General features: G+C 68.1%; 21 protein-coding genes and 2 pseudogenes. 10 read left to right on the plus strand and 13 right to left on the minus strand.

Going from position 1 to position 22,369, the window contains the following annotated elements; genetic code table 11:
• Positions 1–41 precede the first annotated feature (41 nt).
• From KSED_RS02475 to mnhG, 6 genes are read left to right on the plus strand one after another with little or no spacing between them, the layout of a single operon-like run.
• Positions 42–2,978 carry a Na+/H+ antiporter subunit A gene (locus tag KSED_RS02475; protein WP_012802003.1) on the plus strand — a complete coding sequence of 979 codons (2,937 nt, stop codon included), beginning with the start codon at positions 42–44 and terminating at the stop codon, positions 2,976–2,978.
• Positions 2,975–3,457 (plus strand): Na(+)/H(+) antiporter subunit C, encoded by a 483-nt coding sequence (locus tag KSED_RS02480; RefSeq protein ID WP_012802004.1) that lies wholly within the window; start codon positions 2,975–2,977, stop codon positions 3,455–3,457. Before KSED_RS02475 ends, KSED_RS02480 begins: the two co-directional genes overlap by 4 nt.
• Positions 3,454–5,019: a Na+/H+ antiporter subunit D gene (locus tag KSED_RS02485; protein ID WP_012802005.1), complete on the plus strand. Its 1,566-nt coding sequence runs from the start codon at positions 3,454–3,456 to the stop codon at positions 5,017–5,019. Before KSED_RS02480 ends, KSED_RS02485 begins: the two co-directional genes overlap by 4 nt.
• Entirely contained in the window at positions 5,016–5,636 is a 621-nt protein-coding gene (locus KSED_RS13400) for a Na+/H+ antiporter subunit E (protein WP_012802006.1), read from the plus strand. The genes KSED_RS02485 and KSED_RS13400 overlap by 4 nt, the downstream gene beginning before the upstream one ends.
• On the plus strand, positions 5,636–5,926 hold the full coding sequence (locus KSED_RS02495; protein ID WP_012802007.1) for an MrpF/PhaF family protein: 291 nt from the start codon (positions 5,636–5,638) through the stop codon (positions 5,924–5,926). The genes KSED_RS13400 and KSED_RS02495 overlap by 1 nt, the downstream gene beginning before the upstream one ends.
• Positions 5,923–6,414 (plus strand): monovalent cation/H(+) antiporter subunit G, encoded by a 492-nt coding sequence (mnhG, locus tag KSED_RS14460; protein ID WP_012802008.1) that lies wholly within the window; start codon positions 5,923–5,925, stop codon positions 6,412–6,414. The genes KSED_RS02495 and mnhG overlap by 4 nt, the downstream gene beginning before the upstream one ends.
• A 21-nt stretch (positions 6,415–6,435) precedes the next feature.
• Here mnhG and KSED_RS02505 read toward each other — a convergent pair whose 3' ends face one another.
• The 6 genes from KSED_RS02505 to KSED_RS02530 all read right to left on the minus strand — a co-directional run bounded on the left by KSED_RS02505 (position 6,436) and on the right by KSED_RS02530 (position 11,118).
• Entirely contained in the window at positions 6,436–7,119 is a 684-nt protein-coding gene (locus tag KSED_RS02505; RefSeq protein WP_012802009.1) for a maleylpyruvate isomerase family mycothiol-dependent enzyme, read from the minus strand.
• Positions 7,120–7,263: 144 nt separating this feature from the next.
• Positions 7,264–7,782, minus strand: coding sequence for a hypothetical protein (locus tag KSED_RS02510; RefSeq protein WP_041290834.1), 519 nt, complete (start codon positions 7,780–7,782; stop codon positions 7,264–7,266).
• Between the two features lie 29 nt (positions 7,783–7,811).
• Positions 7,812–9,011, minus strand: coding sequence for a hypothetical protein (locus tag KSED_RS02515; RefSeq protein ID WP_012802011.1), 1,200 nt, complete (start codon positions 9,009–9,011; stop codon positions 7,812–7,814).
• Positions 9,008–9,727, minus strand: a complete 720-nt coding sequence (locus KSED_RS02520; RefSeq protein WP_012802012.1) for an ATP-binding cassette domain-containing protein — start codon at positions 9,725–9,727, stop codon at positions 9,008–9,010. Before KSED_RS02520 ends, KSED_RS02515 begins: the two co-directional genes overlap by 4 nt.
• Positions 9,728–9,790: 63 nt before the next feature.
• Entirely contained in the window at positions 9,791–10,159 is a 369-nt protein-coding gene (locus tag KSED_RS02525; protein WP_012802013.1) for a hypothetical protein, read from the minus strand.
• 155 nt (positions 10,160–10,314) lie between these two features.
• A complete protein-coding gene (locus KSED_RS02530; RefSeq protein ID WP_012802014.1) occupies positions 10,315–11,118 on the minus strand; it encodes an SDR family NAD(P)-dependent oxidoreductase in 804 nt (267 codons plus the stop codon).
• A 302-nt stretch (positions 11,119–11,420) separates the two neighbouring features.
• Between KSED_RS02530 and KSED_RS02535 the strand changes: the two genes are divergently transcribed.
• Entirely contained in the window at positions 11,421–12,179 is a 759-nt protein-coding gene (locus KSED_RS02535; protein ID WP_012802015.1) for a hypothetical protein, read from the plus strand.
• A gap of 161 nt (positions 12,180–12,340) precedes the next feature.
• Here the strand turns inward: KSED_RS02535 and KSED_RS02540 are convergent.
• The 4 genes and pseudogenes from KSED_RS02540 to KSED_RS15540 form a co-directional block, all read right to left on the minus strand.
• Positions 12,341–13,670: pseudogene (locus tag KSED_RS02540) on the minus strand (ISL3 family transposase).
• A gap of 345 nt (positions 13,671–14,015) precedes the next feature.
• On the minus strand, positions 14,016–14,612 hold the full coding sequence (locus KSED_RS02545; protein ID WP_237699553.1) for a dihydrofolate reductase family protein: 597 nt from the start codon (positions 14,610–14,612) through the stop codon (positions 14,016–14,018).
• Positions 14,603–15,151, minus strand: coding sequence for a TetR/AcrR family transcriptional regulator (locus tag KSED_RS02550; protein ID WP_012802017.1), 549 nt, complete (start codon positions 15,149–15,151; stop codon positions 14,603–14,605). Before KSED_RS02550 ends, KSED_RS02545 begins: the two co-directional genes overlap by 10 nt.
• A 212-nt stretch (positions 15,152–15,363) precedes the next feature.
• Positions 15,364–15,552, minus strand: a complete 189-nt coding sequence (locus tag KSED_RS15540; RefSeq protein WP_081439744.1) for a winged helix-turn-helix transcriptional regulator — start codon at positions 15,550–15,552, stop codon at positions 15,364–15,366.
• A 114-nt stretch (positions 15,553–15,666) separates the two neighbouring features.
• Between KSED_RS15540 and KSED_RS02555 the strand changes: the two genes are divergently transcribed.
• From KSED_RS02555 to KSED_RS02570, 3 genes and pseudogenes are all read left to right on the plus strand, one after another.
• Entirely contained in the window at positions 15,667–16,011 is a 345-nt protein-coding gene (locus KSED_RS02555; RefSeq protein WP_012802018.1) for an ArsR/SmtB family transcription factor, read from the plus strand.
• Between the two features lie 695 nt (positions 16,012–16,706).
• Positions 16,707–18,029 (plus strand): annotated as a pseudogene (locus KSED_RS02565) (ISL3 family transposase).
• Between the two features lie 25 nt (positions 18,030–18,054).
• Positions 18,055–18,480: a hypothetical protein gene (locus KSED_RS02570; protein WP_012802020.1), complete on the plus strand. Its 426-nt coding sequence runs from the start codon at positions 18,055–18,057 to the stop codon at positions 18,478–18,480.
• Positions 18,481–18,655: 175 nt separating this feature from the next.
• Here the strand turns inward: KSED_RS02570 and KSED_RS02575 are convergent, their stop codons facing one another.
• From KSED_RS02575 to KSED_RS02585, 3 genes are all read right to left on the minus strand, one after another.
• Positions 18,656–19,975 carry an ISL3 family transposase gene (locus KSED_RS02575; protein WP_115306791.1) on the minus strand — a complete coding sequence of 440 codons (1,320 nt, stop codon included), beginning with the start codon at positions 19,973–19,975 and terminating at the stop codon, positions 18,656–18,658.
• A 70-nt stretch (positions 19,976–20,045) separates the two neighbouring features.
• Positions 20,046–20,639, minus strand: a complete 594-nt coding sequence (locus KSED_RS02580) for an adenylate/guanylate cyclase domain-containing protein (protein ID WP_012802022.1) — start codon at positions 20,637–20,639, stop codon at positions 20,046–20,048.
• Between the two features lie 247 nt (positions 20,640–20,886).
• Positions 20,887–22,215 (minus strand): hypothetical protein, encoded by a 1,329-nt coding sequence (locus tag KSED_RS02585; protein WP_143827328.1) that lies wholly within the window; start codon positions 22,213–22,215, stop codon positions 20,887–20,889.
• Positions 22,216–22,369: the final 154 nt, after the last annotated feature.

Consider the following 22,369-nt stretch of genomic DNA (forward strand, 5'->3'; position numbering starts at 1 on the left):
TGGCGGGGGAGGCCGCCGCCCGACGTCCTGGAGGAGCGCACATGCTGATCGCCGTCGCCCTCCACTTCCTTGCCGCGCTGGCTGCCCCGCTGCTGGCGCCTCGCCTCGGACGGTGGATCTTCCCCCTCCTCGCCGTGGTGCCGGCCGGGACGGCCGTGTGGGCCCTGGCGCAGTCGACCGCAGCGCGCAGCGTCGCCCCGCCGTCCGAACGCCTTGAGTGGGTCCCCAGCCTCAGCCTCGCCCTGGCCTTCCGGCTCGATCCCCTCGCGTGGTTGATGACGCTCGTGATCGGCGTGGTGGGGGCGCTGGTGCTCCTCTACTGCACCGGCTACTTCTCCGACGACGACGAGGGGCTGGGCCGGTTCGCTGCCTGCCTCACCGCGTTCGCCGGCGCCATGGTGGGTCTGGTCACCGCCGACGACGTGCTGCTCCTCTACATCTTCTGGGAGATCACCACCGTCCTGTCGTACCTGCTGATCGGGCACACCTCGCGCCTCAAGGCCAGCCGCGTGGCCGCCAGCCAGGCGCTGGTCGTCACCACCTTCGGCGGGTTGGCCATGTTGGTGGGCCTGGTGATGCTGGCCGAGCACGTCGGCAGCTACCGCCTCTCGGTCATCGTGGCCGAGCCGCCGGCCGCCACCACGACCGTCGCGGTGGCGGTGGGCCTGGTGCTCGTCGGTGCCATGAGCAAGTCGGCGCTGGTGCCCTTCCAGTTCTGGCTGCCGGGTGCCATGGCGGCTCCCACCCCCGTGAGTGCCTTCCTCCACGCCGCGGCCATGGTGAAGGCCGGCATCTACCTGATGGCCCGCATGGCCCCGGGCTTCTCCGACCTCGCGGTTTGGCGGTGGATGCTCGTGGTGGGTGGCGGGGCCACCATGCTGCTGGGCGCGTGGCGGGCCCTGCGGCAGACGGACCTCAAGCTCCTCCTGGCCCACGGCACCGTCAGCCAGCTGGGCTTCCTCGCCCTGCTGCTGGGCATCGGCAACGGCGACGCCGCCCTGGCCGGGGTGGCGCTGATCGTGGCCCACGCCCTGTTCAAGTCCTCGCTCTTCCTCTCGGTCGGGGTCATCGACCACGCCACCGGCACCCGCGACGTCCGCCTGCTCTCGGGGCTTCGCCGCTCGATGCCGTGGACCTACTGGTCGTGCGTGCTCGCCCTGGCCTCCATGGCCGGACTGCCCCCGCTGTACGGCTTTGTCGCCAAGGAGGCCGCCATCGGCGCCCTCCAGCACGGCGGGCCCGCCCCGGGTGACGCGGTCTCCACCGCCGCCCTGGTCGTCGTGGTGCTGGGCTCGGCGCTGACCTTCGCCTACAGCGCCCGCTTCCTGCTCGTGGGGCTGGGCGACCACGCCCCGGGCATCCCGGGCAAGAAGGCCGCCACCGTCCCGACCCCGGTCACCCGACAGCCGGTCTGGGCGGTTGCCGTGCCGGCCGTGCTCGCTGCCGCCGGCCTGGTGCTCGCGCCACTGGCCACGCGCCTGGAGCCCTGGCTCGCGGCCGCAGGTGGTCCGTGGCCGAAGACCCCCGAGCCCGCGCACCTGCTGTTCGTCCCGCACCCGGGCATCCCCCTGCTGCTCACCGGGGTGGTCATCGTGCTGGGTGTCCTGCTGGTCGTCGCGCGCCGCCCCGTCGCCGTGGCCCAACGCTCGATGCCGGAGCTCGTCTCCTCCGAGCGGGGCTACCGCTGGGCCATGCGGATGCTGGAGCGCAGCGCCAACGAGACCACCGGTTTCATCCAGCGGGGCTCGCTCGAGCTCAACTTGGCCCTCATCTTCAGCATGGTGGTGCTCCTGCCCGGAGCGGCCCTCGTCACCGGGGTCACCTGGCCGGCCGAGGTCCGCGTCTTCGACAGCGCGGCCCAGCTGGCCGTGGCCCTCATCGTGGGTGGTGCCGCCATCGCCGCCGCCCGCTCCCGGCGTCGCCTGCGCGGCGTCTTCCTGGTCGGGGTCACCGGCTACGGCGTGGCCATGCTCTTCCTGCTGCACGGCGCGCCCGACCTCGCCCTCACGCAGGTGCTGGTGGAGACGGTGTCCATCGCCGTCTTCGTGCTGGTGCTGCGCCGGCTGCCCGTGAAGTTCCGCGACTTCTCCACCCGCCTCGACCGCCGGCTGCGCTGGGCGTTGGGCATCGCGGTGGGGTTGGTCATGTTCCTGCTCGCCCTGACGGCGGCCGCCGTGCGGCAGGCCCCGCCGGCCTCGGGGATCCTCGCCGACCGGGCGAAGTCCTACGGCGGCGGCGAGAACATCGTCAACGTGATCCTGGTGGACATCCGCGCCTGGGACACGATGGGGGAGCTCTCCGTGGTCCTCGTGGCCGCGACCGGCGTGGCCAGCCTGGTCTTCCTGCGCTCCGAGCGCGCGAGCACCAGCTGGGAACGCATCCGCAACGCCCGCGGCCGGCGACGCAGCCACGCGGCCGCCTCCTCGGACGGGCGGCGCTGGATCCCCGATGCGGGGTCGCTGCCCTGGGGCGGTCGCTCGTTGATGCTGGAGGTCGCGACCCGCGTCATCTTCCACGCCATCATCGTCTGGTCGCTGTACCTCCTGCTGGCCGGGCACAACCACCCCGGCGGCGGGTTCGCTGCCGGCCTGGTCGCCGGTCTGGCACTGCTCCTGCGCTACCTGGCCGGGGGGCGCGCGGAGCTCGGGGCGGCGCTCCCGGTGGTGCCCGGCTGGCTGCTGGGGACCGGACTGTTCCTCTCGGCGGGCACCGGCCTGCTCTCGATGCTGGTGGGCGGCCACGTCCTGCAGACCTGGGTCTTCGACCTGCACCTGGGGCCGCTCGGGGACCTGCACCTGGTCACCTCCACCGCCTTCGACGTGGGCGTCTACCTGGTGGTCGTGGGGCTGCTGCTGGACATCTTCAGCTCCCTGGGTTCGGCGCTGGACCGCGACATCCACCACGAAGACCAGCCCGCCGACCGCTCGGCCCGCCTGCTGGACGCCGAGTACGCCGACCACGAGGAGGCCTCCCGATGATCCCGAGCCTCACCCTGTGCCTGCTTGTCGGCGTGCTGTCCGCCTGCGGTGTGTACCTGTTCCTCTCGCGCAGCCTGGTGCGGATTCTGTTCGGCATGCTGCTCATGGGCAACGCCATCAACCTGCTGTTCATGGTGTCCAGCGGTGAGCCGGGGCGCGCCCCCATCACGCGGCTCTACCAGGCCTCCGAGATGAGCGACCCGCTGCCGCAGGCGATGGTGCTCACCGCCATCGTCATCAGCCTGGCCATGTCCGCGTTCGTGATGGCGCTGGCGCACCGGTCCTGGCAGCTGAGCCACACCGACCTCGTCCAGGCCGACACCGAGAGCGCCCGCATCTCGCGCCGCGCGGAGGCCAACACCTACACCGACGAGGTGTTCAGCGAGGCCTCCACCGACGACGGGGAGGGTGACGAGGACGACGACGCCGAGGACGACACCCGGACGCACCGCGACCAGGAGCAGGGGGGAGTGGCATGAACCTGACGCCCGACATGCTGGTGCCGCTGCCGGTGGTGGTCCCCCTCACCGCGGCCGGGATGACCCTGGTGGCCACCCGACGCACCCGCACCCAGCGCCTGATCACGGTCAGTGCCCTGACGCTGACCGTGGCCGTGAGCGCCGCGCTGGTCTACCTCAGCGACACCCGGGGCCCGCAGGTGGTGAACGTCGGCGGTTGGTCGCCGCTGGAGGGGATCGTCCTGATCGCCGACCGGTTGGCCTCCCTGATGCTGCTGGTCAGCGTGGTGGTCACCCTGGCGGTGGTGCTGTTCTCCATCGGGGAGGGCCGGTCCTCCTTCGACGAGGAGAGCGACGGTCAGGCGCCGCTGGCGATCTTCCACCCGACGCTGCTGGTGCTCTCGGCGGGGGTCTCCACGACCTTCCTCTCGGGCGACCTGTTCCACATGTACGTCGGCTTCGAGATGCTGCTGGCGGCCAGCTTCGTGCTGCTGACCCTGGGTGGTACGCGGGAGCGGGTGCGCGCCGGGGTGAACTACGTGGCGGTGAGCCTCGTCTCCTCCTTGGTCTTCCTGTCGGCCATCGCCTTGGTGTACGCGGCGGCGGGCACCGTGAACCTGGCCCACCTGGCCTACCGCCTGTCCTCGGTGGACGCCGACACCCGGCTGGCCCTGGAGCTGATGCTGTTGCTCGGCTTCGGCATCAAGGCCGCCGTCTTCCCGATGTCGGGATGGCTGCCGGACTCCTACCCGACGGCCCCCGCATCGGTCACGGCGGTGTTCGCCGGCCTGCTCACCAAGGTGGGTGTGTACGCCGTCATCCGCACCGAGGTGCTGCTCTTCCCGGACGACCGGGTGAGCCCGATGCTGCTGGTCGCCGCGGCGCTGACGATGGTGGTGGGCATCCTGGGCGCGGTCGTGCAGGACGACATCAAGCGGATGTTGTCGTTCACCCTGGTCAGCCACATCGGCTTCATGATCTTCGGTATTGCCCTGGGCGGGGAGCTGGGTCTCTCGGCGGCCATCTTCTACATGGTCCACCACATCCTCATCCAGTCCTCGTTGTTCCTGGTCGCCGGCCTCATCGAGCGCCGCGGGGGCACCACCTCGACGATGCGCCTGGACCGGCTGGCCACCACCTCGCCGCTGGTGGCGATCCTCTTCTTCGTGCCGGCCATGAACCTCGGCGGCATCCCGCCCTTCTCCGGGTTCGTGGCCAAGGTGGGACTGATCGAGGCCGGTGTGGCCGACGGGGGCTGGCTGGCCTACACCCTGGTGGCCGCCTCGGTGGTCACCTCGTTGCTCACCCTGTATGCGCTCTCGCGCACCTGGGCCCGGGCCTTCTGGCGCCCGCCGTTCAGCGAGGACGGGCGCCCCCTGCGGGACCTGCCGGACCCGGACCGTGACGTCTCGCAGGCCCTGGTGCCCGGTGTGGTCACCCCCACGATCCTGCTGATCGTCGTCGGGCTGGCCCTGTCGGTCGGTGCGGGCCCGCTGTTCGCCCTCACCGACCGGGCGGCGTACGACCTGCTGGAGACGGTCGTCTACACGCAGGCGATCTTCCCCGAGGGGGTGCCCCAGTGAGCTCCGCCAGCCTGGGCCGGGCCTGGCGCGACCGCGTCGACCTGCGTGCCGTGGTCCTCCTGACGAGCCTGTGGTTGCTGCTGTGGGGCTCCCTCGGGTGGCTCGACCTCATCGGCGGTGTGGTCGTCGCGGTGCTGGTGTGCCTGTTCTTCCCGCTGCCCCGGCTGGAGGTGCCCTTGGCCTTCCGCCCCGTGGCCCTGGCACGGCTGGGCGCGCACTTCGTGGGGGACCTGACGGTGGCCAGCGCCTCGGTGGCGTGGACGGTGTTCACGGCCCGCAGGCCCCCGAGCGGCACCCTGTTCGAGGTGCCGTTGCGCTCCACCGACGAGCTCTTCGTGGCCACCACGGCGGGTATGACCACCCTGGTGCCGGGCAGCGTGGTGCTGGACATCGACCGCAGCGTCGGCACCCTGCTGGTCCACGGCTTCGCCGTCTACACCCCCGAGGAGCAACAGGCCTTCCGCCACCGGGTGTGGCGCCAGGAGGAGCTCCTGCTCAAGGCCCTGGACCCGAAGTGCGAACAGGTGTTGGTCTGCGAGCCGGGCGAGCCGATCGCGGGCCAGTCCGCGCTCACCGGGCGCGTCCGGCGCGGTGCGTCCGAGGAAGGGGAGGAGTGATGGCCGAGACCATCCTCATCTGGGGCGTCGGCATCGTGCTGGCGGTCTCCGGGGTGCTCACGCTGGCCCGGGTGGTCACGGGGCCGACGATGCTCGACCGCGTGGTGGCGCTGGAGGTGCTGATGGGCATCCTCATCTGCTCGCTGGGCGTCGAGGCCGCGGTGCACCGTCACACGACCACGCTCCCGGTGTTGGTGTCCCTGTCGCTCATCGGCTTCCTGGGCTCGGTGAGCGTGGCGCGCTTCGTGCGCAAGCAGGACGCGCCTGTGTCGCAGGAGGTGGACCGGTGAGCCTGCTCGACCTGGCGGACGTCGTGGGGCTGTTGTGCCTGCTCGGCGGCGCGGTGCTGTGCCTGTCGGCAGCGGTCGGGCTGTGGCGCTTCAACGACCTGTTCAGCCGCATGCACGCCGGCAGCAAGCCCCAGGTGCTGGGGGTGCTGCTGGTCGCGCTGGGCATCGGCCTGCGCACCCGGGAGCTCGGCGACGTGGGCATGTTGCTGGTGATGGCGGCCTGTCACCTGATCACCGTGCCCGTGGCTGCGCAGATGACCGGCCGCGCCGCGCTGCGCATCGGGCAGGCCGACTCCGAGGGGCCGGTGGTGCGGGCGTGGGAGGAGCGCATGGCCATGCTGGAGTCCCTCGAGGAGCAGGAGTCCCGGCTCCAGGAGGAGGACGCCGACGCCGGCCAGGACCCGTGGGAGGCCTGGCGGGAGCCGGAGCGTGAGTCCGGCGCCGCGGAGCAGGACGAGCCCGCCCCGCAGGACGGCCCCCGGGCCTGACCTCCCCGGGGCCCCGGCCGCTCAGCCCCCGAGCAGCCCGACCCCGTCGCCGGTGAGCGCCCCCTGGTGCCACGGCCGTCCGGTGGCGGCCATCAGCAGCTCGAGCAGTCGCCCGTGTACCTCCGGCCCCTCACCCACCGTGATGGCGGCGTCCGTCGCCACCAGGCGCACGCGGCGCATCTCGGCGGGGGCTCCCCCCATCGAGACCGGGGCCCGCAGCTGGTACGCGAGCGCCTGCTGCACGGCCGGAATGGGGTAGAAGTGGCGGATGCCCAGCGGGCGGCGGATGTCCTCTCCGTGGGCGATCTCCTCCACCAGCCGGCTGGCCACCGGCGCCATCCAGGTGGGTGGTCCGCTGGTGCGCCCCGCCACCGAGCGCAGTGCGTCCAGCGTGGCGGCGGGGGTGGGACGACGCTCGGCCTCGACGCCGGCCCGGTTCTGCCGGTCCAGGTCACCACGGGCGCGGACCATGCCCACGGTGAACCGCCAGGGTGTGGCGCGCGCGTTGTCGATGAGGTGGGCGGCCACGTCGTGCACCGTCCACCCGTCGGCCAGGGAGGGCGTCTCCCACTGCTCGGGCGTCAGGCCCGCCAGGTCGTCGATGAGGGCGCGGCGTTCGGCGTGCACAAGGCGCCAGACGTCGTGGTCGGCCGGGCGGGGGCTGTCGGCCCTGAGGTGGGAACGGCGGCGGTGGGGCAGCTGCATGGGCTCAGTCTCGCGCAGGGCACAGACAGTTCGGGCTCATCAGGCGAGTGTCCGGTCCCCGTCGTCAGCGCAGGTGGCTGGCGCCGTTGAAGTCCACGACCGTGCCGGATCCTCTCCGGGGCTCGGAGGCGAACAGGTCGCGGTTCAGGATCTGCGGCGAACAGCCACGGCAACCAAGCCCGCAGCGAACACGATCGCGGACGCCGCCACCGCCAGGGCGACCGGGGTCTCGGCGTGAATCAGGGCCGCCGTGGGGCTGAACACGAACCGAGCGGTGTACAGAGCCAGGGAGCAGACCACGGTGATCAGAGCGCTTGTGGCGGGGGACACCCACCGCATCAGCACGCTGGCCAGGCCGGCGGAGAAGGCGAGGTTCCACAGGAGAAACAAGGCGCCGCGCAGGCTGCCTTCACCACCCAGCGCGAAGATGAGCGTCGCCGTCATGCCGATCGACAGGCCGGTCACTGCGGCCACCCATGCTGCATCGAGCACACCCGAGGGCCGCTGGGCGCGCACCTCGCGCGGATCGTCGCGAGAGGCCAGTGACCACGCCAAGGCGACTGGCAGTGCGAGCGTGAGGAACTGCCAGATGTCCAGCCGGGTGGTTGTGTGCGCCAGGGTCAGGAGGCCGGGAATCGCGAGTCCGCCCACCAGCAGTGTCACCACTCCACCGCGGGAACGCCACCACCATGTCATCGAGCGCACTCCGCGACGGTGAGCAGGTCCCTCTGGGCCCGGGCGATCAGCTGGTCCACCGGTTGTCGGCTCAACTCGCGCATGGACTGGGGCGGCTTCTCGTAGGGGTAGATGTCCTTCAGTTCGTGCCCGGCTGCCAAGGCCATGGCGACTGCCGCACTCCGAAGGCCGGTCTTGCCGCACTTCTCGCGGCCAGCCTGCTGGGCCAAGCTGATGTAGGCGGCATTGGTCACCATCGGGGCTTCCGAGAGGTCCCTGCGATATCCCAGCGGTCCCGCACCGTCACCCTCGTGCTCGCTGATCCGGTCGCTGAGGGCCGGCGCGCCGTGCTCCGTCAAGGTCTGCTGGGCCTGCGCCAGGGCCTGTGAGACCTGGGGGAGTCGGTCCTGGTGCTCAGGCCACAGGCACACCGTCGGGTGGCCCTCCTGGCAGACGAGGGGATCGGTGCGGGGCACGGACATCACGTACTCGTCGCTCCCGGTCGAGTTGATGGCCAGGGCACTGGCGGCCCCGCCAGCGACCGCGAGGCTGGCGAGCAGCCCCGCCCAACGGCGGGCAGAGAGCAACCCGGCGGCCACGCATCCGACCGCCAGCAGGCCGTAGAACAGGGCGCCCGTGGCCATGAACCCCCACCCGGGGGCCGTGTCCGTGGCGCAACACCCGGTCTGCACGCCGGGCAGCTGCCGAAGCCAAGGGGTCGTCATGGCTGGGAGGAACGCGTAGAAGAGGTGTACCGCGACCGCCAGGACGGGGGCCGCCAGCCGCTGCCCCGTGCTGCCGACGAGCACTCCCACCAGGCCCCACGTGACCAGGGCGGCGAGGTTGAGGCCGGCCATTGCCCAGGTGGCCGGAGAGGGCAACGCGCCAGCCTTGACGATCAACCCCCACGCCAGGGCGGAGGAATACACAACGGCCGGAATGGCGACAGCGGGCCAGACCGCCCGGAGGACGCCGGCCCACCACGAGCGTCCGGCGCGGTGTCTGGAGACGTACTCGGCAATCTCTGCGGTGAGGTAGGCGGCACCTGCGGCAGTCAGGGGAGCCAGGGCGCGCAGGGTGAAGTCGATGCGGGAGAAGACATCCGCCGTGTAGGAGTGGGGGAACCGTGTCCCGGCGATGAACAGGACGGTGCCGCCCACGGCCAGCAACGCCAACCACGGGGCCCGGGACCAGCGGAGGGTTGTCAGGGCCTTCATGCAGCGTTCTCCATGATCTGGGCGTACGCCAGCTCGATGGTGTGGGCACCCGTCCGCTCGAGCAGTTCCTCCGGGGAGCCATCAAAGACGAAGCGCCCAGAGTCAAGGATGCACACACGGGTGAAGGCCTCGGCGATGTCGTGCGTCTCGTGGGTGCTGACCACCACCGTGTTCTCCGGCGGAAGGTCGGCCAGCACGCGGCGGAAACGGGCCCGTTGAGCGGGGTCGAGACCCGCGGTGGGCTCGTCCAGGAGCAGCACCCCAGTGCGCCTGACCAGCGACTCGGCCAGCCCCAGACGCCGCAACTGTCCGCCCGAGAGTGCCTTGGACCGCGTGGCGGCCTGGTCGGTCAGACCTACTGCTACCAGGGCGCCGTCGGCTCGCTGTTCGGCCTCGGAGGTGGGGAGCCCCGCGAGCCACCCGGCATAGGCGACCTGCTCGCGACAGGACAGTCGGGGGACGGCCGTGATCTGCTGCGGCATGAGAGCGACGGCTTCAGCCAGCTCCTGCGGTGTGGCGGCCTCGTGCTCGTGGGTGGCGACACGACCACCCCGTGGGCGCAGGAGGCCTGCGCAGGTCTTCATCAGTGAGGTCTTTCCGGCTCCGTTGGGGCCGAGCAGCACCACACGGTCCCCAGGGCGCAACGTCCAGTCGAGCTCCTCGAAGACCACTTTCCTGCGGTACCCCACGGAGATGTTCTCAGCGCGCAGAGTCATGAGTCTCCCTTCAACGGCCAGTGTGGGCCGCGCGGCGGCGCGACCCACACTCTGGATGAGTCGTCACCAAGAGACGCGCACGATGCCGACGTCGATGTAGCTACCGCTCTCGAGCTTGAAGCGGTAGTCGTCCGCCGGCATGTCACCCCACATCCCGGTGCGCCCACCACAGAGCACTCGGGTGCCGTAGTTGGGGTCGATGCCGAACTGCTGGCGGTACACGCCCACCTCTTGGCGGCTCCTGTCGCAGCTGCCGAAGTAGATCTTCGTGTCAACGTTGTCGTGGTCATAGTCGTGCCAGACCTGGGACAAGAAGCCTGCCTGGGCGCCCTGAATGAACGACGTGAAGCCCCCCGCTTCTGCTGCGGCGGGGGCGATGGCGAGGGTGGTGAGAGCTAGTGCGGCGGCTCCGGCGCGCATCGGCGACTTCATGATCTGCTCCTGAACGTGTGTGCGGGTCGGGCTGATCCCCCCCCCGTCGGGTTCACACTCCCATGGGGACGTTCGTCCTGGGTGAACAGCAGGTCACGATGTGCCCAAGAGTTGGTCAAGAAATGCCTGACGGTGCAGTCAGGGGGTTGACGTCGTCAGCGCAGGTGGCTGGCGCCGTTGAAGTCCACGACCGTGCCGGAGGCCCACTCGGCACCCGGGTCCGCGAGGGCCACCACGGCCGCGGCGACCTCCTGCGCCCGCGCCACGCGGCCGAACGGGCTCTGGGTGCGCAGGCCCTCACCGGCCTCGGTGGCGAGGAGGTCGCGCGTCATGTCGGTCTCGATGAAGCCGGGGGCCAGGGTCGTGACGGCGATGCCGTGGCGCCCCAGCCGGACGGCCATGGACTGCCCGAAGGCGTGCAGCCCCGCCTTGCTGGCACCGTAGGCCGGGATGTCCGGCTCGCCGCGCACAGCGCCGCGGCTGCCGATGTTGACGATGCGGCCCGTCGGCAGGCCGTCGGCCGGCGGGGTGTCGATCATGTGGCGGGCCACCTGGTGGGTGAGCGCTGCCGGGCCGATGAGGTTGGTGGCCAGGGTCTGCTGCCAGATGGCCACCCAGTCGTCGTAGTCGGTGTCCTCCAGCGGGTGGTCGCCGCGGCGGCCGCGCCCCTCATCGGGTGGGGTGGCCAGGGCGGCGTTGTTCACCAGCACGTCGATGCGGCCCAGGTGGGCGATGGCGTCGCGCGCGAGCTGCTCCACCGCATCGGGGTCGGCCACATCGGCGGACAGCACGGTGTGGCCGGTGCCGGGCAGGGCCTCGCACACGGCCCGGGCGGCGTCCTGGTTGCGGTGGCAGTGCACCACCACCCGGTCACCTCGCTCGGCGAAGGCACGGGCGGTGGCGGCGCCGACGCCGCGGGAGGAGCCGGTGACCAGGATGCCTCGGGAGGGAGTGCTCATGCCCTCAGCCTGTCACCCTGCCAGGGGGAGCTCCACGGGCCGTCCGCCACCGCCGCAGTTCAGCACCGCCGAGGCGTCCCCGAACACGTGGGTGAGCCGACAACGAGGCGGCACTGTAGGTTCTCGCACCGAGTGTCACGGAGACCCGGCGCTGACTAGGCCATTGACACAGTGCTGTCGCGGGACTCATCTCATGTTCGTGTCCAAATCCTCGGACACCACTCATGGGGCCCTGCGCCAGTGGCTCTGGCCGGGGAGATGCGGATAGCGCTGCCACGGCAAGTCTGTGTGAAGATCCCGCCATGGAGGTCATGAATCAGGAGCAGCACAGGGTGCTGGGTTCTGTGGCGGCAGCCAACGCGGGCGGCTACCGGCCCGTTGAGAGCGAGGTCAAGCTGTGGCTCGCCTCCCCGGTGCCGGCGGAGGCCTCACTGGTGTCAGTGCTGCCGACGGGGTGGAACAAGCAATGGATGCGCGTTGACGAGGGGATCGTGAAGCATCTGATCCGCATTCAGTGGCTTCAGAAGGTCGGGGGCGGAGTAGAAGTCACCCCGTTGGGGAAATCGCTGCTCCGCTGGGCGGAAGCTGCCAGTTCTGATGCCGGTCAGGTTGTCACCCTGGACCATCGTGACCCGCTCTCCTATGCGGTCCTGATTGGGGAGCTCGCCGCAGCTGGTCGCGCAACGCTCGTCGATCCATACCTTGACCTCAACGGGTTGGTGGATGTTGCACGAAACACCAGCATCGACAGGGTGCTGGTGGGGGAGAAGGACAGTCGGAAGAAAGCGGCTCTTACGACCTTGGTAGATAGCAACCAAGGGCTGCAGGTGGACGTTCGCTCACAGCCGGATCTCCATGACCGTCTCCTGGTAGCGGACGACGGGAGAGTATGGACCATTGGGGCTTCACTGAATACAGTCTCGCGGCGCACCGCGTTCACCATCATGACGCCACTCCCACAGAAGGCGGCACAGGTGATCGGAGATGAGGTTCGCTCCTGGTGGGGCAAAGGCACTCCCCTCGTACGGGAAGGTGACCCCAACGAGAGCAGCGACGGATGATCTAGGGCGTGGTTTCTTCCCGCGGCTTGGTCACGGCCGGACACTCGCCCCATCAAGTGCAGAACCCGGGGGGTTGTCGACACGGCGTAAGATCCTCGAGCGCAGCAGTCGACCAGGGAGGACATCGCAGTGGGCAAGGGCTTTGAGATCAATAGGGCTCTTCACAGATGAGGGTGTAGGTGGGGTCTGAAGCCGCCGGTCTCGAGCAGGCTGCGGGCGATGTAGTTGGTGAGGTTGCGGAAGCCGAGGGCGGAGCCGCGGAGGTGTTCCAGGCGTCCGTTGAGGGCCTCGGTGGGCCCGTTGGATGTGCCGGGCCGGTCGAAGTAGGCGAGCACGTCGGCGGCGCGCTTGGCCAGGGTCCGGCCCAGCGTGGTGAGCTCGACCAGTGGCTGCGGGATGCCGGCGCCCAGGTCTGTGATCAGTTTGTCCATCAACTCCCGGCCCTGGCGCCGGTCCTGGTGGCGGTAGGCGGCGATCATGCGCTGGTAGATCCCCCAGGTCGCCTCGACCTCGAGGTGTTCCTCTGCCGCGAAGAGCGCGTGCAGGCGGTCGTTCTGCTTGTCGGGGAGCAGGTCCGCGCCGGTGTGCAGGGTTCGGCGGGCCTTGTAGAGCGGGTCGTCCTTGAATCCTCGGTGGCCGTGGATCGTGAGCTGGACCCGGCGTCGGCACGCATCCAGGGCGTCGCCGGCCAGTCGAACGACGTGGAAGGGGTCCATCACCGCGACCGCGTCGGGGACCTCCTCGGCGGCGGCGGTCTTGAAGCCGGTGAACCCGTCCATCGCGACCACCTCGACCCTGTCGCGCCAGGGCTGGTCGCGGTCGGCCAGCCAGGTCTTGAACACGGCCTTGGAGCGGCCTTCGACCATGTCCAGTAGCCGGGCCGGGCCAGTGCCGTCGCGAACCGGGGTGAGGTCGATGATCACGGCCGGCGTACTTGTCGCCCTTGCGGGTGTGGCGCCACACGTGCTCGTCTACGCCGAGGACACGCACCGAGTCGAACCGGGCTGGGTCATCGATCAAGACCCGCTTGCCTTCGGCCAGGACCGCGTCGTTCGCGGTGTTCCAGGCAACACCGAGGCCTTCGGCGACGCGAGACATCGTCAAGTGCCCGACCACGATCCCTTCGAGTGCCCACCGCAGCCCGGCCCGGGAGATCTTCGCTCGTGGTTCGGCCGCGGCGGTGGTGTCCTGCCGCCACACATGACCGCACCCGGCGCACCGGTACCGGCGGATCGTGACCAACAGAGTCGTGGGGCGCCAGCCCAGCGGTTCATGGGCCAGTTCCCGGGTCACGGTGTCACGCGGGACACCCTGACAACCGCACCGCCGGCACCACTGGTCCGGCTCCACGACCCGGCAGGCCAGCACGGCACGGTCGGGTTCGAGCCGTTGGCCCACTGCTTCCAGGCCGAGCACGTCCAGACGGCAGAAGGCAGTCAGGTCAGGGTGGTCGAACAAATCAGCGCGGCCACCGACGGTAGCGTCGTACATGTCGAGGTCTTTCGAGATGGGCGTGTAGGAACCTCCATCCTCGGAAGACCTCGACCCCTACCCCCACACCGACGCGCCACCCGACCGCGCGACATGCCCTACACCCTCATCTATGAAGAGCCTCATTCGGGCTCCTCGGGGGAACCGCAGGTCACAGACCCGTCCCGTCCGGCTGGAGGCGGCCGTAATCGCTGCCGAAGCCCTGGCCGTCTCGATCGTGGTCCTGTCAGTGACGACCTCGACGAGGAGATCGACGGGCAGATCGCGAAGCTGCGTCAAGCGGGTCGTCGCCGAGGCCCCCTATGGTCGAAGAAGCCAGCGCGAGAACGATTCAAGCGGCCGTCCTCATTTACCGCCGTCCGTCTGCGCCTGGTGCGGGTGTACGGCGTAGGTGACGTGGACCATGCCGCTGGCGCTGGCGTTCGTGGCCACCAGCGAGAGCTGAAGGTCGTGGTCAAGGTGGCCGAAGAGAGGGCGTCCACTCCCGATCAGGACCGGTGCCCATCCGATGCTGATCTCGTCGATCAGATCAGCACGCAGGAACTCTTGGACAACCATTCCGCCATCGACGTAGACCTGCCGGGCCCCGGATGCGGCCAGCGTCCGTTGGGCATTGTCGAGGCTGCGGGCGATCGTGATGCGGTCGTCGTCGGATTCCAGGGTTGTGGACATGACGATCACCTTCTTTCCGCCATACGGCCAGCCGTCGAAGGTGAGCACCTTTTCGTAGGTGCCGCGACCCATCACCAGGTGGTCAATGCTTGGGAAGAAGGTGTCCCACCCCGCGACCTCGGTGCTGCTGGTGACCGTTGCGTGCTGCGGGCCGGGCGGTGGATCGGTGAGCCAGTCGATCTCTCCATCGCGGCGCGCGATGAAGCCGTCGAGACTTGCTCCGATGAAGACACGGCCGGTCCAGTTGCGTCGTTGATGGGTCATGTCCATACCTCCAGCAGGTGATCGAGAACTTGTTCGGGTCCAGGTGCGGTGGGCTCCGTGGCGCGGCGAAGCATCGCCCCGTTGAGTGCGTCGAAGAGCAGGGCGGCGCATCGATTCGCGTCCCCATCCCGGGGTCGATTCATCTGGCTCAGAAGGGCGGCCAGGTAGCGGATCTCCTTGGCCCAACCTTCCGCGAGAAGCGCGCGTAGCTCATCGTCCATCAGGTCGTCGAGAAGATTGACCAGGCCCTGAGCCACGCCTCCGGACCCATCGGCGGAAAAGCGGAACTCAACCCATGTACGCAGCTCCACCTCCGGCGGGTTCTTCCCCAGCGGAGCCTCCGGAATCGACTCGGCCCAACGGCGGCTCAACGCCAGCAAGATCCCTTGACGGGACCCGAACCGTTTGAGCAACCCCGCAGGACTCAGGCCGGCGGATGGTGCAATGTCCGCAAGAGTCCAGGGCTCCAACGACCGCCGTTCCTCCAGTGCGATGCCGATGCGCTCCAGGAGTACCTGTTGATCGTGTCGTCGTGGTCTGGCCATACAGATAGTAAATCATCATTCACTATCTATTGCCAGCCGGCTCCTCCCGGCGTCTCGTGCCGACCGCTCGACCGCGCTTGCCATCTGGAACGAACGTTACGGCCACCACCGCCAACTCAGCGGTGGGGACCAGGCACCCGCGTCGCATCTTCGGCGGGCGTCACCAACGTCCAGCCCTCTCACGGGTCTTGCGGGTCTGGACGTTGGTGGCGTCACGGTCTGCGGGAGTCGACGTCGCAAACCTCGAGGCCTTCTCGGTGGAGTCGTTCTCGACCCCAATCGCCGAGGGGGCCAAGTGCCTCGTTGAGGGATGCACCTGATGCGGTGAGGGAGTATTCAACCTTCGGCGGCACCTGGGTGGCGATGAACAGGGCGGCGAGCCACGGGGAACGGCGAGGCATGCGTCTCCTCAAGTCAGTGTTGGATGCTGAGTAATGTTCGACGGTTAGCGAACATTGAAGACGCTACCAGAATGTTCGATGGTCGACGAACATCGAACGAGCTAGGATTAGGCCGTGACCCCCGACGACCACGCGGACAGCAAGCACCCGGCCACCGCGGACCTCTCTCTGACTCGTGTGCTCTCTGCGTTGTCCGACCCGCTGCGCCTGGGGATCGTGTGCCTGCTCTCCGACGGGCATGAGCGCCAGTGGGGCGAGTTGGACGCCCCGGTGTCGAAGTCCACGCTGAGCCACCACATGAAGACCCTTCGCAGTGCGGGGATCACCCGCACCCGGGACGAGGGCACCCGCTGCTACGTCCACCTGCGCGCTGATGACCTCGAAGCGCGGTTTCCCGGGCTGGTGTCCTCCCTCTTGAGCGCCGCGCCCGGCGAGGCAACCAAAGTCGGACTCAAGTAGGGCGCTGGCGAGCAGAGCTGCAACGGCCTTTCGCACGCGTGGACCGTCCGGAGCACGGGTGTTGCCCTCCGCCAACGCCCGACGGGCCGGCGTGCATCCTCAGCTGCCTCTCCCGGCGGCGAGCTCAGCGAGGCCGGATGTTCGCGTAGTCCGTCGACCATGGACCGACCGCCGTGCCGATCAAGATCGTGTCGACCTCGGCCCCGTCGAAATGCGTTGCGCCTCCCGGGACATGGAGGAAGCTGCCCACTGGGTGCTGTGTCGCCGCGTCGCGGTCCAGTCGGTGCCCGTACCCCAAGCGCAGTTCCCCACGAGCGACCACGAGGCGGGCATCGCTGAGGTGGGAATGCGGCTGGTCCCAGACGCCCGCCGGGATGAAGAACGCGTACGTGAACGTGACCCCTGGTTGCCGCGTACCCACCAGCGTGGCCGATCGTGTGCCGTCGGGATTCGTCTGCTCCCAGGCGATCTGGTCGCACGTCGTCGAAAAGGGAATGGCCTGAGCCGTCTGTGGTGACCGTGTCATGTCCTGTAGACGCCTGGGAGGCCAAGAGTGTGAGATCCATCTTTGACGGCTCTTCATAGATGAGGGTGTAGGGCATGTCGCGCGGTCGGGTGGCGCGTCGGTGTGGGGGTAGGGGTCGAGGTCTTCCGAGGATGGAGGTTCCTACACGCCCATCTCGAAAGACCTCGACATGTACGACGCTACCGTCGGTGGCCGCGCTGATTTGTTCGACCACCCTGACCTGACTGCCGTCTGGACGTGCTCGGCCTGGAAGCAGTGGGCCAACGGCTCGAACCCGACCGTGCCGTGCTGGCCTGCCGGGTCGTGGAGCCGGACCAGTGGTGCCGGCGGTGCGGTTGTCAGGGTGTCCCGCGTGACACCGTGACCCGGGAACTGGCCCATGAACCGCTGGGCTGGCGCCCCACGACTCTGTTGGTCACGATCCGCCGGTACCGGTGCGCCGGGTGCGGTCATGTGTGGCGGCAGGACACCACCGCCGCGGCTGAACCACGAGCGAAGATCTCCCGGGCCGGGCTGCGGTGGGCACTCGAAGGGATCGTGGTCGGGCACTTGACGATGTCTCGCGTCGCCGAAGGCCTCGGTGTTGCCTGGAACACCGCGAACGACGCGGTCCTGGCCGAAGGCAAGCGGGTCTTGATCGATGACCCAGCCCGGTTCGACTCGGTGCGTGTCCTCGGCGTAGACGAGCACGTGTGGCGCCACACCCGCAAGGGCGACAAGTACGCCGGCCGTGATCATCGACCTCACCCCGGTTCGCGACGGCACTGGCCCGGCCCGGCTACTGGACATGGTCGAAGGCCGCTCCAAGGCCGTGTTCAAGACCTGGCTGGCCGACCGCGACCAGCCCTGGCGCGACAGGGTCGAGGTGGTCGCGATGGACGGGTTCACCGGCTTCAAGACCGCCGCCGCCGAGGAGGTCCCCGACGCGGTCGCGGTGATGGACCCCTTCCACGTCGTTCGACTGGCCGGCGACGCCCTGGATGCGTGCCGACGCCGGGTCCAGCTCATGATCCACGGCCACCGAGGATTCAAGGACGACCCGCTCTACAAGGCCCGCCGAACCCTGCACACCGGCGCGGACCTGCTCACCGACAAGCAGAACGACCGCCTGCACGCGCTCTTCGCGGCAGAGGAACACCTCGAGGTCGAGGCGACCTGGGGGATCTACCAGCGCATGATCGCCGCCTACCGGCACCAGGACCGGCGCCAGGGCCGGGAGTTGATGGACAAACTGATCACAGACCTGGGCGCCGGCATCCCGCAGCCACTGGTCGAGCTCACCACGCTGGGCCGGACCCTGGCCAAGCGCGCCGCCGACGTGCTCGCCTACTTCGACCGGCCCGGCACATCCAACGGGCCCACCGAGGCCCTCAACGGACGCCTGGAACACCTCCGCGGCTCCGCCCTCGGCTTCCGCAACCTCACCAACTACATCGCCCGCAGCCTGCTCGAGACCGGCGGCTTCAGACCCCACCTACACCCTCATCTGTGAAGAGCCGAATATCGTCGGCGACTGCGTGTGGGCGTCCTACAAGACGACGCAGGTCAACCACATCGACGATGTGTTCGCCATCGCGGCGCAGGCCAATACCCTCCTGAAGCTCCTCAACCACCACTACGAGAAGGCAGGGATCACCCAGCTCAGCATCGGCATAGGTGTCGAATACGGGCGGGTCCTCATGATCAAGGCGGGGTACAGCGGCAGCACGATCAACGACGTCGTGTACATGGGCGACGTCGTCAACAGGGCAGCACATCTGGCGCACCTGGCGGGGCGTGGCTGGGGATCGAGCCCGATCGTCGTCGGCGACGTCTTCTACTCAAACCTGAACGAGAACAACAAGAGCCTGCTACGCCCGCAGTGGACGTCCAGCATCGGAACCGTGTACCAGGGAAATCCCATCATCCCTCCGATGGACGACTGGATCAGCTCCCTCAGTTGAGATCCGGCGTCAGACCGACCACCAGAACGTCGACCCGTAGATCTGATAGCCCATGTCGGAGGTACCGAGGTCAGTCCACATGTTCCGCTTCGGGTCGCCCCCGAGCTTCGAGGTCTCGTTCAGCTTGCTGTAGACGTCGGCGGTGATGTAGGTCGGGTAACGAGGCTCTTCAGAGTTAAGTGTGGGGTGAGGCGTCGAGCCCGCCGGCGATGAGGAGCATTCGGAGGCGGTAGTGCTCGAAGTTCCGGAATCCGCGGGCGATGCGGCGGCCGAGTTCGATGATCCCGTTGACGGCCTCGGTGCCCCCGTTGCTCGCGCCGTCGGTGTCGAAGTAGGCAAGGAACGCGGTCTTCCACCGGCGTAGCGTCTTCCCCAATCGCGCGATCTCGGGGATCGGGCAGGATGGCAGCTTCTCGATCAGCTGCTCGGCCAGTCGACGACCCTGCGCGTGCGTGGGCTGGTGGAACACGTCTCGGAGGTCCTGGGCGCACTGGTAGGCGACCTCGACCGCGACGTGATCGGGGTGGGCCGCGAATGCGCTGGCCAGACGGGTCTGCTGGCGCGGCGTGAGGCGTTCCCGTCCGGCGCGGAGAACATGACGGATCCCGTAGAGGGGGTCGCCCTTGCGGCCTCGGTGGCCGAGGGTCTCCTGCTGGATCCGGCGGCGGACGTCATCGACTGCAGCCCCGGCGAGCTTCACGATGTGGAAGGCGTCCAGCACGCAGGTGGCATCCTCGAGCTGGTCATCGATCGCGTTCTTGTAGCCTTGGAACGGGTCCAGCGTCGCGATCTCGACCCGCTTGCGGAACTCCTCGCCGCGCTCGTCGAGCCAGTCTCGGTAGGCCTTGCCGGATCGGCCGGGGACGAGGTCGAGGAGTCTGGCGGTGGGGTGGGTGCCGCGAGTCAGATCGACCATCCCGGTGAGCTCCTTCGGTCCGCGCCTGCGCGGGTCCCGGTGGTGCCAGATGTGTTCGTCCACGCCCAGGACCTGAACGCCCTCAAACCTGGATGGATCGCCTGCGGCCTGGGCCAGGACGGGCTGGACCTGGGACCAGAGCGTGTTCCAGGTTGTGCCGAGCTGGCGGGCCAGGCCCTGGATCGTCGCTCCCACGCGCCGGAGCTGTCCGATCGCCCAGCGGATCGCGCGCGTGCTCAGCAGGCCCCGCGGGGCGCAGACCTCCGGGTCCTGCTCGACGAAGGTCGTCACCGCGCAAACGCTCTCGAGACAGATCCAGCGGCGCTTGCGCCACCGGATCCGCACCGGCCGTCCGGCCCAGGGAGCGTCGATCATCTCGATCGTGATCCGGCCGTGGCCAGTTGCGACGACACCGCAGCCCGGGCAGCCGGCGACCGGGTCGCAGGACTCGACCTCAAGGACCAGTCCCGCTCGGGCCTTGGTGACCGCCACGAGGTGGAGGCTGGGGAAGTCGAGGAGAAGGTCGCATCGGTCGCAGCGATCGAGCGCGTCAGGGCATACGCAACTATGGTTGGGCATCGTCGAGGTCCTTGAGATCAGCGGGGGTAGAAGTCCGCTCATCATCGGGGACCTCGACGTCTACCTCCAGCTACCCCGCGCCAGCGGCGCGCCCACACTCAACTCTGAAGAGCCGGTAACGAGGATCAAGCGCGGCCAGCTTCGCCGCATTGTTTGCCGCGTTCCCGACCCACACCAAGTCATTGCTGCCTCGGATGCCTGTTCGGGCGACGAAAAGCTTCGAGGTATCGATGCCAACCCGCTGCTTGAGCACGAAGGTGCTCTTCGGGTATTTCTCGGCGATCTTCGCTGCCACGATCTTTTTCGATGCCCAGTTGATCTGCAACCCGCACTTCGCAGCGTCGGTGTTCTTCGAGTCTCCGATGAACACACCCATGACGCGGTCCCCGTCGTAGGCGGTGATGATGCCGCCCCGCGCTCGAATGATCTTGGCTGCACAGTAGAGATAGCTCTTGTAGACTTCCGTAGCGAACCAGTCATTGTGACCCTTGACCATCTTCGTCGACGACGCAAGGTCCGCGTAGAGGACGGTTGCGTCGAGCTCGACAGCAAGGTTCTTCAGCGGAAGGTCATCGGCGTCGGGCACCTTCTGGCCTGCGCGACGCTCCCACTGCTCGTCGACGGTCTTCTGGACGTACGCATCCAGTTCATCTTTCAGACTCATGTCGAGGCTCCTCCCCCATGCTCACTTTATCCGTTCGCTTGATCAGCTTGGTCTCTGGGCGGCGTCAAAGGGGCGCAGAATAAGGTCTGTGCGCAACCTGTCATGGACGCCAGAGGTTATAAAGCGAACCGGAACTCCACCACGTTCAGTAGCCGAATAACCTCAGCTTGCGAACTCGGCAAAGCCGTCTCACCTGATAGGCCGGTCATCGCTCAAGCGTAACAGTAACGCCGGGGCAAAGCCATCGTCACAACCTGGGACCGTCGTTCCGATCCCAATCGACGGGACCCAACGCGATGGCAGAGTCGGTCCACTCGTCGGACGCTCCTGGCCACGTCGTGGGCGGTTCCGCACCGGCATACCGATACTCTCCAAAGCGCCCGGTTGCACCGATCCCGAGCACCCAGCCTGACGGCAAGCGACGCCACGCCCGCCACTTCTTCTTGTCGTTCGTCGTCTGAACGACAATGCCGTGCTGATCTGGTAAGCCCCACTTCGACACGGGGCTGATCACCATGTCGGTGAGGTCATCCCAAAACGTCTCTCCCCGCCGTTCGTACCGGAGAGCCTGGGCAGTATGGATGAACTGCAGAGCGCGTTTGGTGCCGTAGAACTCTCTACGGTCGAGTTGAGCCCCTGTTTCGTCAACCCCGGCCTGGCCTGAGAAGGTCTCCAGGTCGGAAAGCCGATCAGCTTCGAGTTGCTCGCGTCGGGTCACGTCGTGTCGGAAGTCGCGCATCTCTGACAGCGCTCCCCTAAATGTTGTTGCCCGCGCCACGTCATTGTAGCGGCCGGTCAGTTCCTTCGCCCAGCGCACAGATCCGTGTAGCCCTGCGTAGACTCCTAAGCGTGCACGTACTGGCAACTCTTCGTTTGTCCACAGGAGCCGCTTCAAGATCACTTCAGTCGCGGCGTAGAACGCCACTGCGTAGAGGTAAGGGAACATCGCGAACGGGAGCCACACTGAGAGCGCCAACGGAGCCAGTAGGTCTGGCCAGACGAGCTCGTCCCACTTGTTCAAGGTCTGGGCGGTGGTCCATGCGAGCAGGCCCAGTCCGATCAACACGAGCGGGATAGAGAAACACCCGAGTACTCGCTGCCCCTTCTCGTCATGCTGAGCAAAGGCCGTCATCGCCGCCAGGAGAAAGATGACCGGTTGCGCGATCAGCTCGCCCCACAGTGGCAACGATTCCAGGTTCAGGTAGAACAGGAACAGCGTGGACAGCGTGAGGGTCTCGCGACGGACATGGTCGAGGATCTCAACGCCGGACTTCGCTCCTATGGACTTGAAGAGGAGCGGGAAGCCAACACCAACCACGATGACGACGGTGTCCTTCAGTAGCTTCATCTGCCAGATGCCGAGGAGCCACGCGAGCACGACCCATAGTGCGACCCAAACGATTAAGAGCCCAAAGACGCGGAGCACCGCCCATTTGAAGAGAGAGCTCGCAAAAGTTCTGAGAGCAGGGAGAGCGACGCCGCGCCATTTAGGCAGCACCATTGCGAGCACGACCAGCGACGCGATCAAGATCACGGACGCAAGTTCACGATTATTCAGCATGTTTGCCCAAGCCACTTGTCAATACTGGATTCGCTCAACCGTATCTAGGCACACCGGCACCAGTCCGATCTCCTAACGGGCACGCGGGACCGCTGAGGACTTAGGTGACTCCGCAACCTGCCCAGCGGTCGGGTTCGCGGTGGCAGCGCGTTGCCCTGGCGCGAATGCA

It is taken from the genome of Kytococcus sedentarius DSM 20547 (assembly GCF_000023925.1).
Classification (GTDB): Bacteria; Actinomycetota; Actinomycetes; order Actinomycetales; family Dermatophilaceae; genus Kytococcus; species Kytococcus sedentarius.

What these genes read in the sequence shown, in the direction of transcription:
- KSED_RS02475 (WP_012802003.1), top strand. Translation starts at nt 42, where the DNA reads ATGCTGATCGCCGTCGCCCTCCACTTCCTTGCCGCGCTGGCTGCCCCG.
- KSED_RS02545 (WP_237699553.1), bottom strand. Translation starts at nt 14,612, where the DNA reads ATGGACATGACCCATCAACGACGCAACTGGACCGGCCGTGTCTTCATC.
- KSED_RS02580 (WP_012802022.1), bottom strand. Translation starts at nt 20,639, where the DNA reads ATGAGTCTGAAAGATGAACTGGATGCGTACGTCCAGAAGACCGTCGAC.
- KSED_RS02550 (WP_012802017.1), bottom strand. Translation starts at nt 15,151, where the DNA reads ATGGCCAGACCACGACGACACGATCAACAGGTACTCCTGGAGCGCATC.
- KSED_RS02535 (WP_012802015.1), top strand. Translation starts at nt 11,421, where the DNA reads ATGGAGGTCATGAATCAGGAGCAGCACAGGGTGCTGGGTTCTGTGGCG.
- KSED_RS02485 (WP_012802005.1), top strand. Translation starts at nt 3,454, where the DNA reads ATGAACCTGACGCCCGACATGCTGGTGCCGCTGCCGGTGGTGGTCCCC.
- KSED_RS15540 (WP_081439744.1), bottom strand. Translation starts at nt 15,552, where the DNA reads ATGCCTCGCCGTTCCCCGTGGCTCGCCGCCCTGTTCATCGCCACCCAG.
- KSED_RS02515 (WP_012802011.1), bottom strand. Translation starts at nt 9,011, where the DNA reads ATGAAGGCCCTGACAACCCTCCGCTGGTCCCGGGCCCCGTGGTTGGCG.
- KSED_RS02520 (WP_012802012.1), bottom strand. Translation starts at nt 9,727, where the DNA reads ATGACTCTGCGCGCTGAGAACATCTCCGTGGGGTACCGCAGGAAAGTG.
- KSED_RS02480 (WP_012802004.1), top strand. Translation starts at nt 2,975, where the DNA reads ATGATCCCGAGCCTCACCCTGTGCCTGCTTGTCGGCGTGCTGTCCGCC.
- KSED_RS02575 (WP_115306791.1), bottom strand. Translation starts at nt 19,975, where the DNA reads ATGCCCAACCATAGTTGCGTATGCCCTGACGCGCTCGATCGCTGCGAC.
- KSED_RS02530 (WP_012802014.1), bottom strand. Translation starts at nt 11,118, where the DNA reads ATGAGCACTCCCTCCCGAGGCATCCTGGTCACCGGCTCCTCCCGCGGC.
- KSED_RS02505 (WP_012802009.1), bottom strand. Translation starts at nt 7,119, where the DNA reads ATGCAGCTGCCCCACCGCCGCCGTTCCCACCTCAGGGCCGACAGCCCC.
- KSED_RS02495 (WP_012802007.1), top strand. Translation starts at nt 5,636, where the DNA reads ATGGCCGAGACCATCCTCATCTGGGGCGTCGGCATCGTGCTGGCGGTC.
- KSED_RS02525 (WP_012802013.1), bottom strand. Translation starts at nt 10,159, where the DNA reads ATGAAGTCGCCGATGCGCGCCGGAGCCGCCGCACTAGCTCTCACCACC.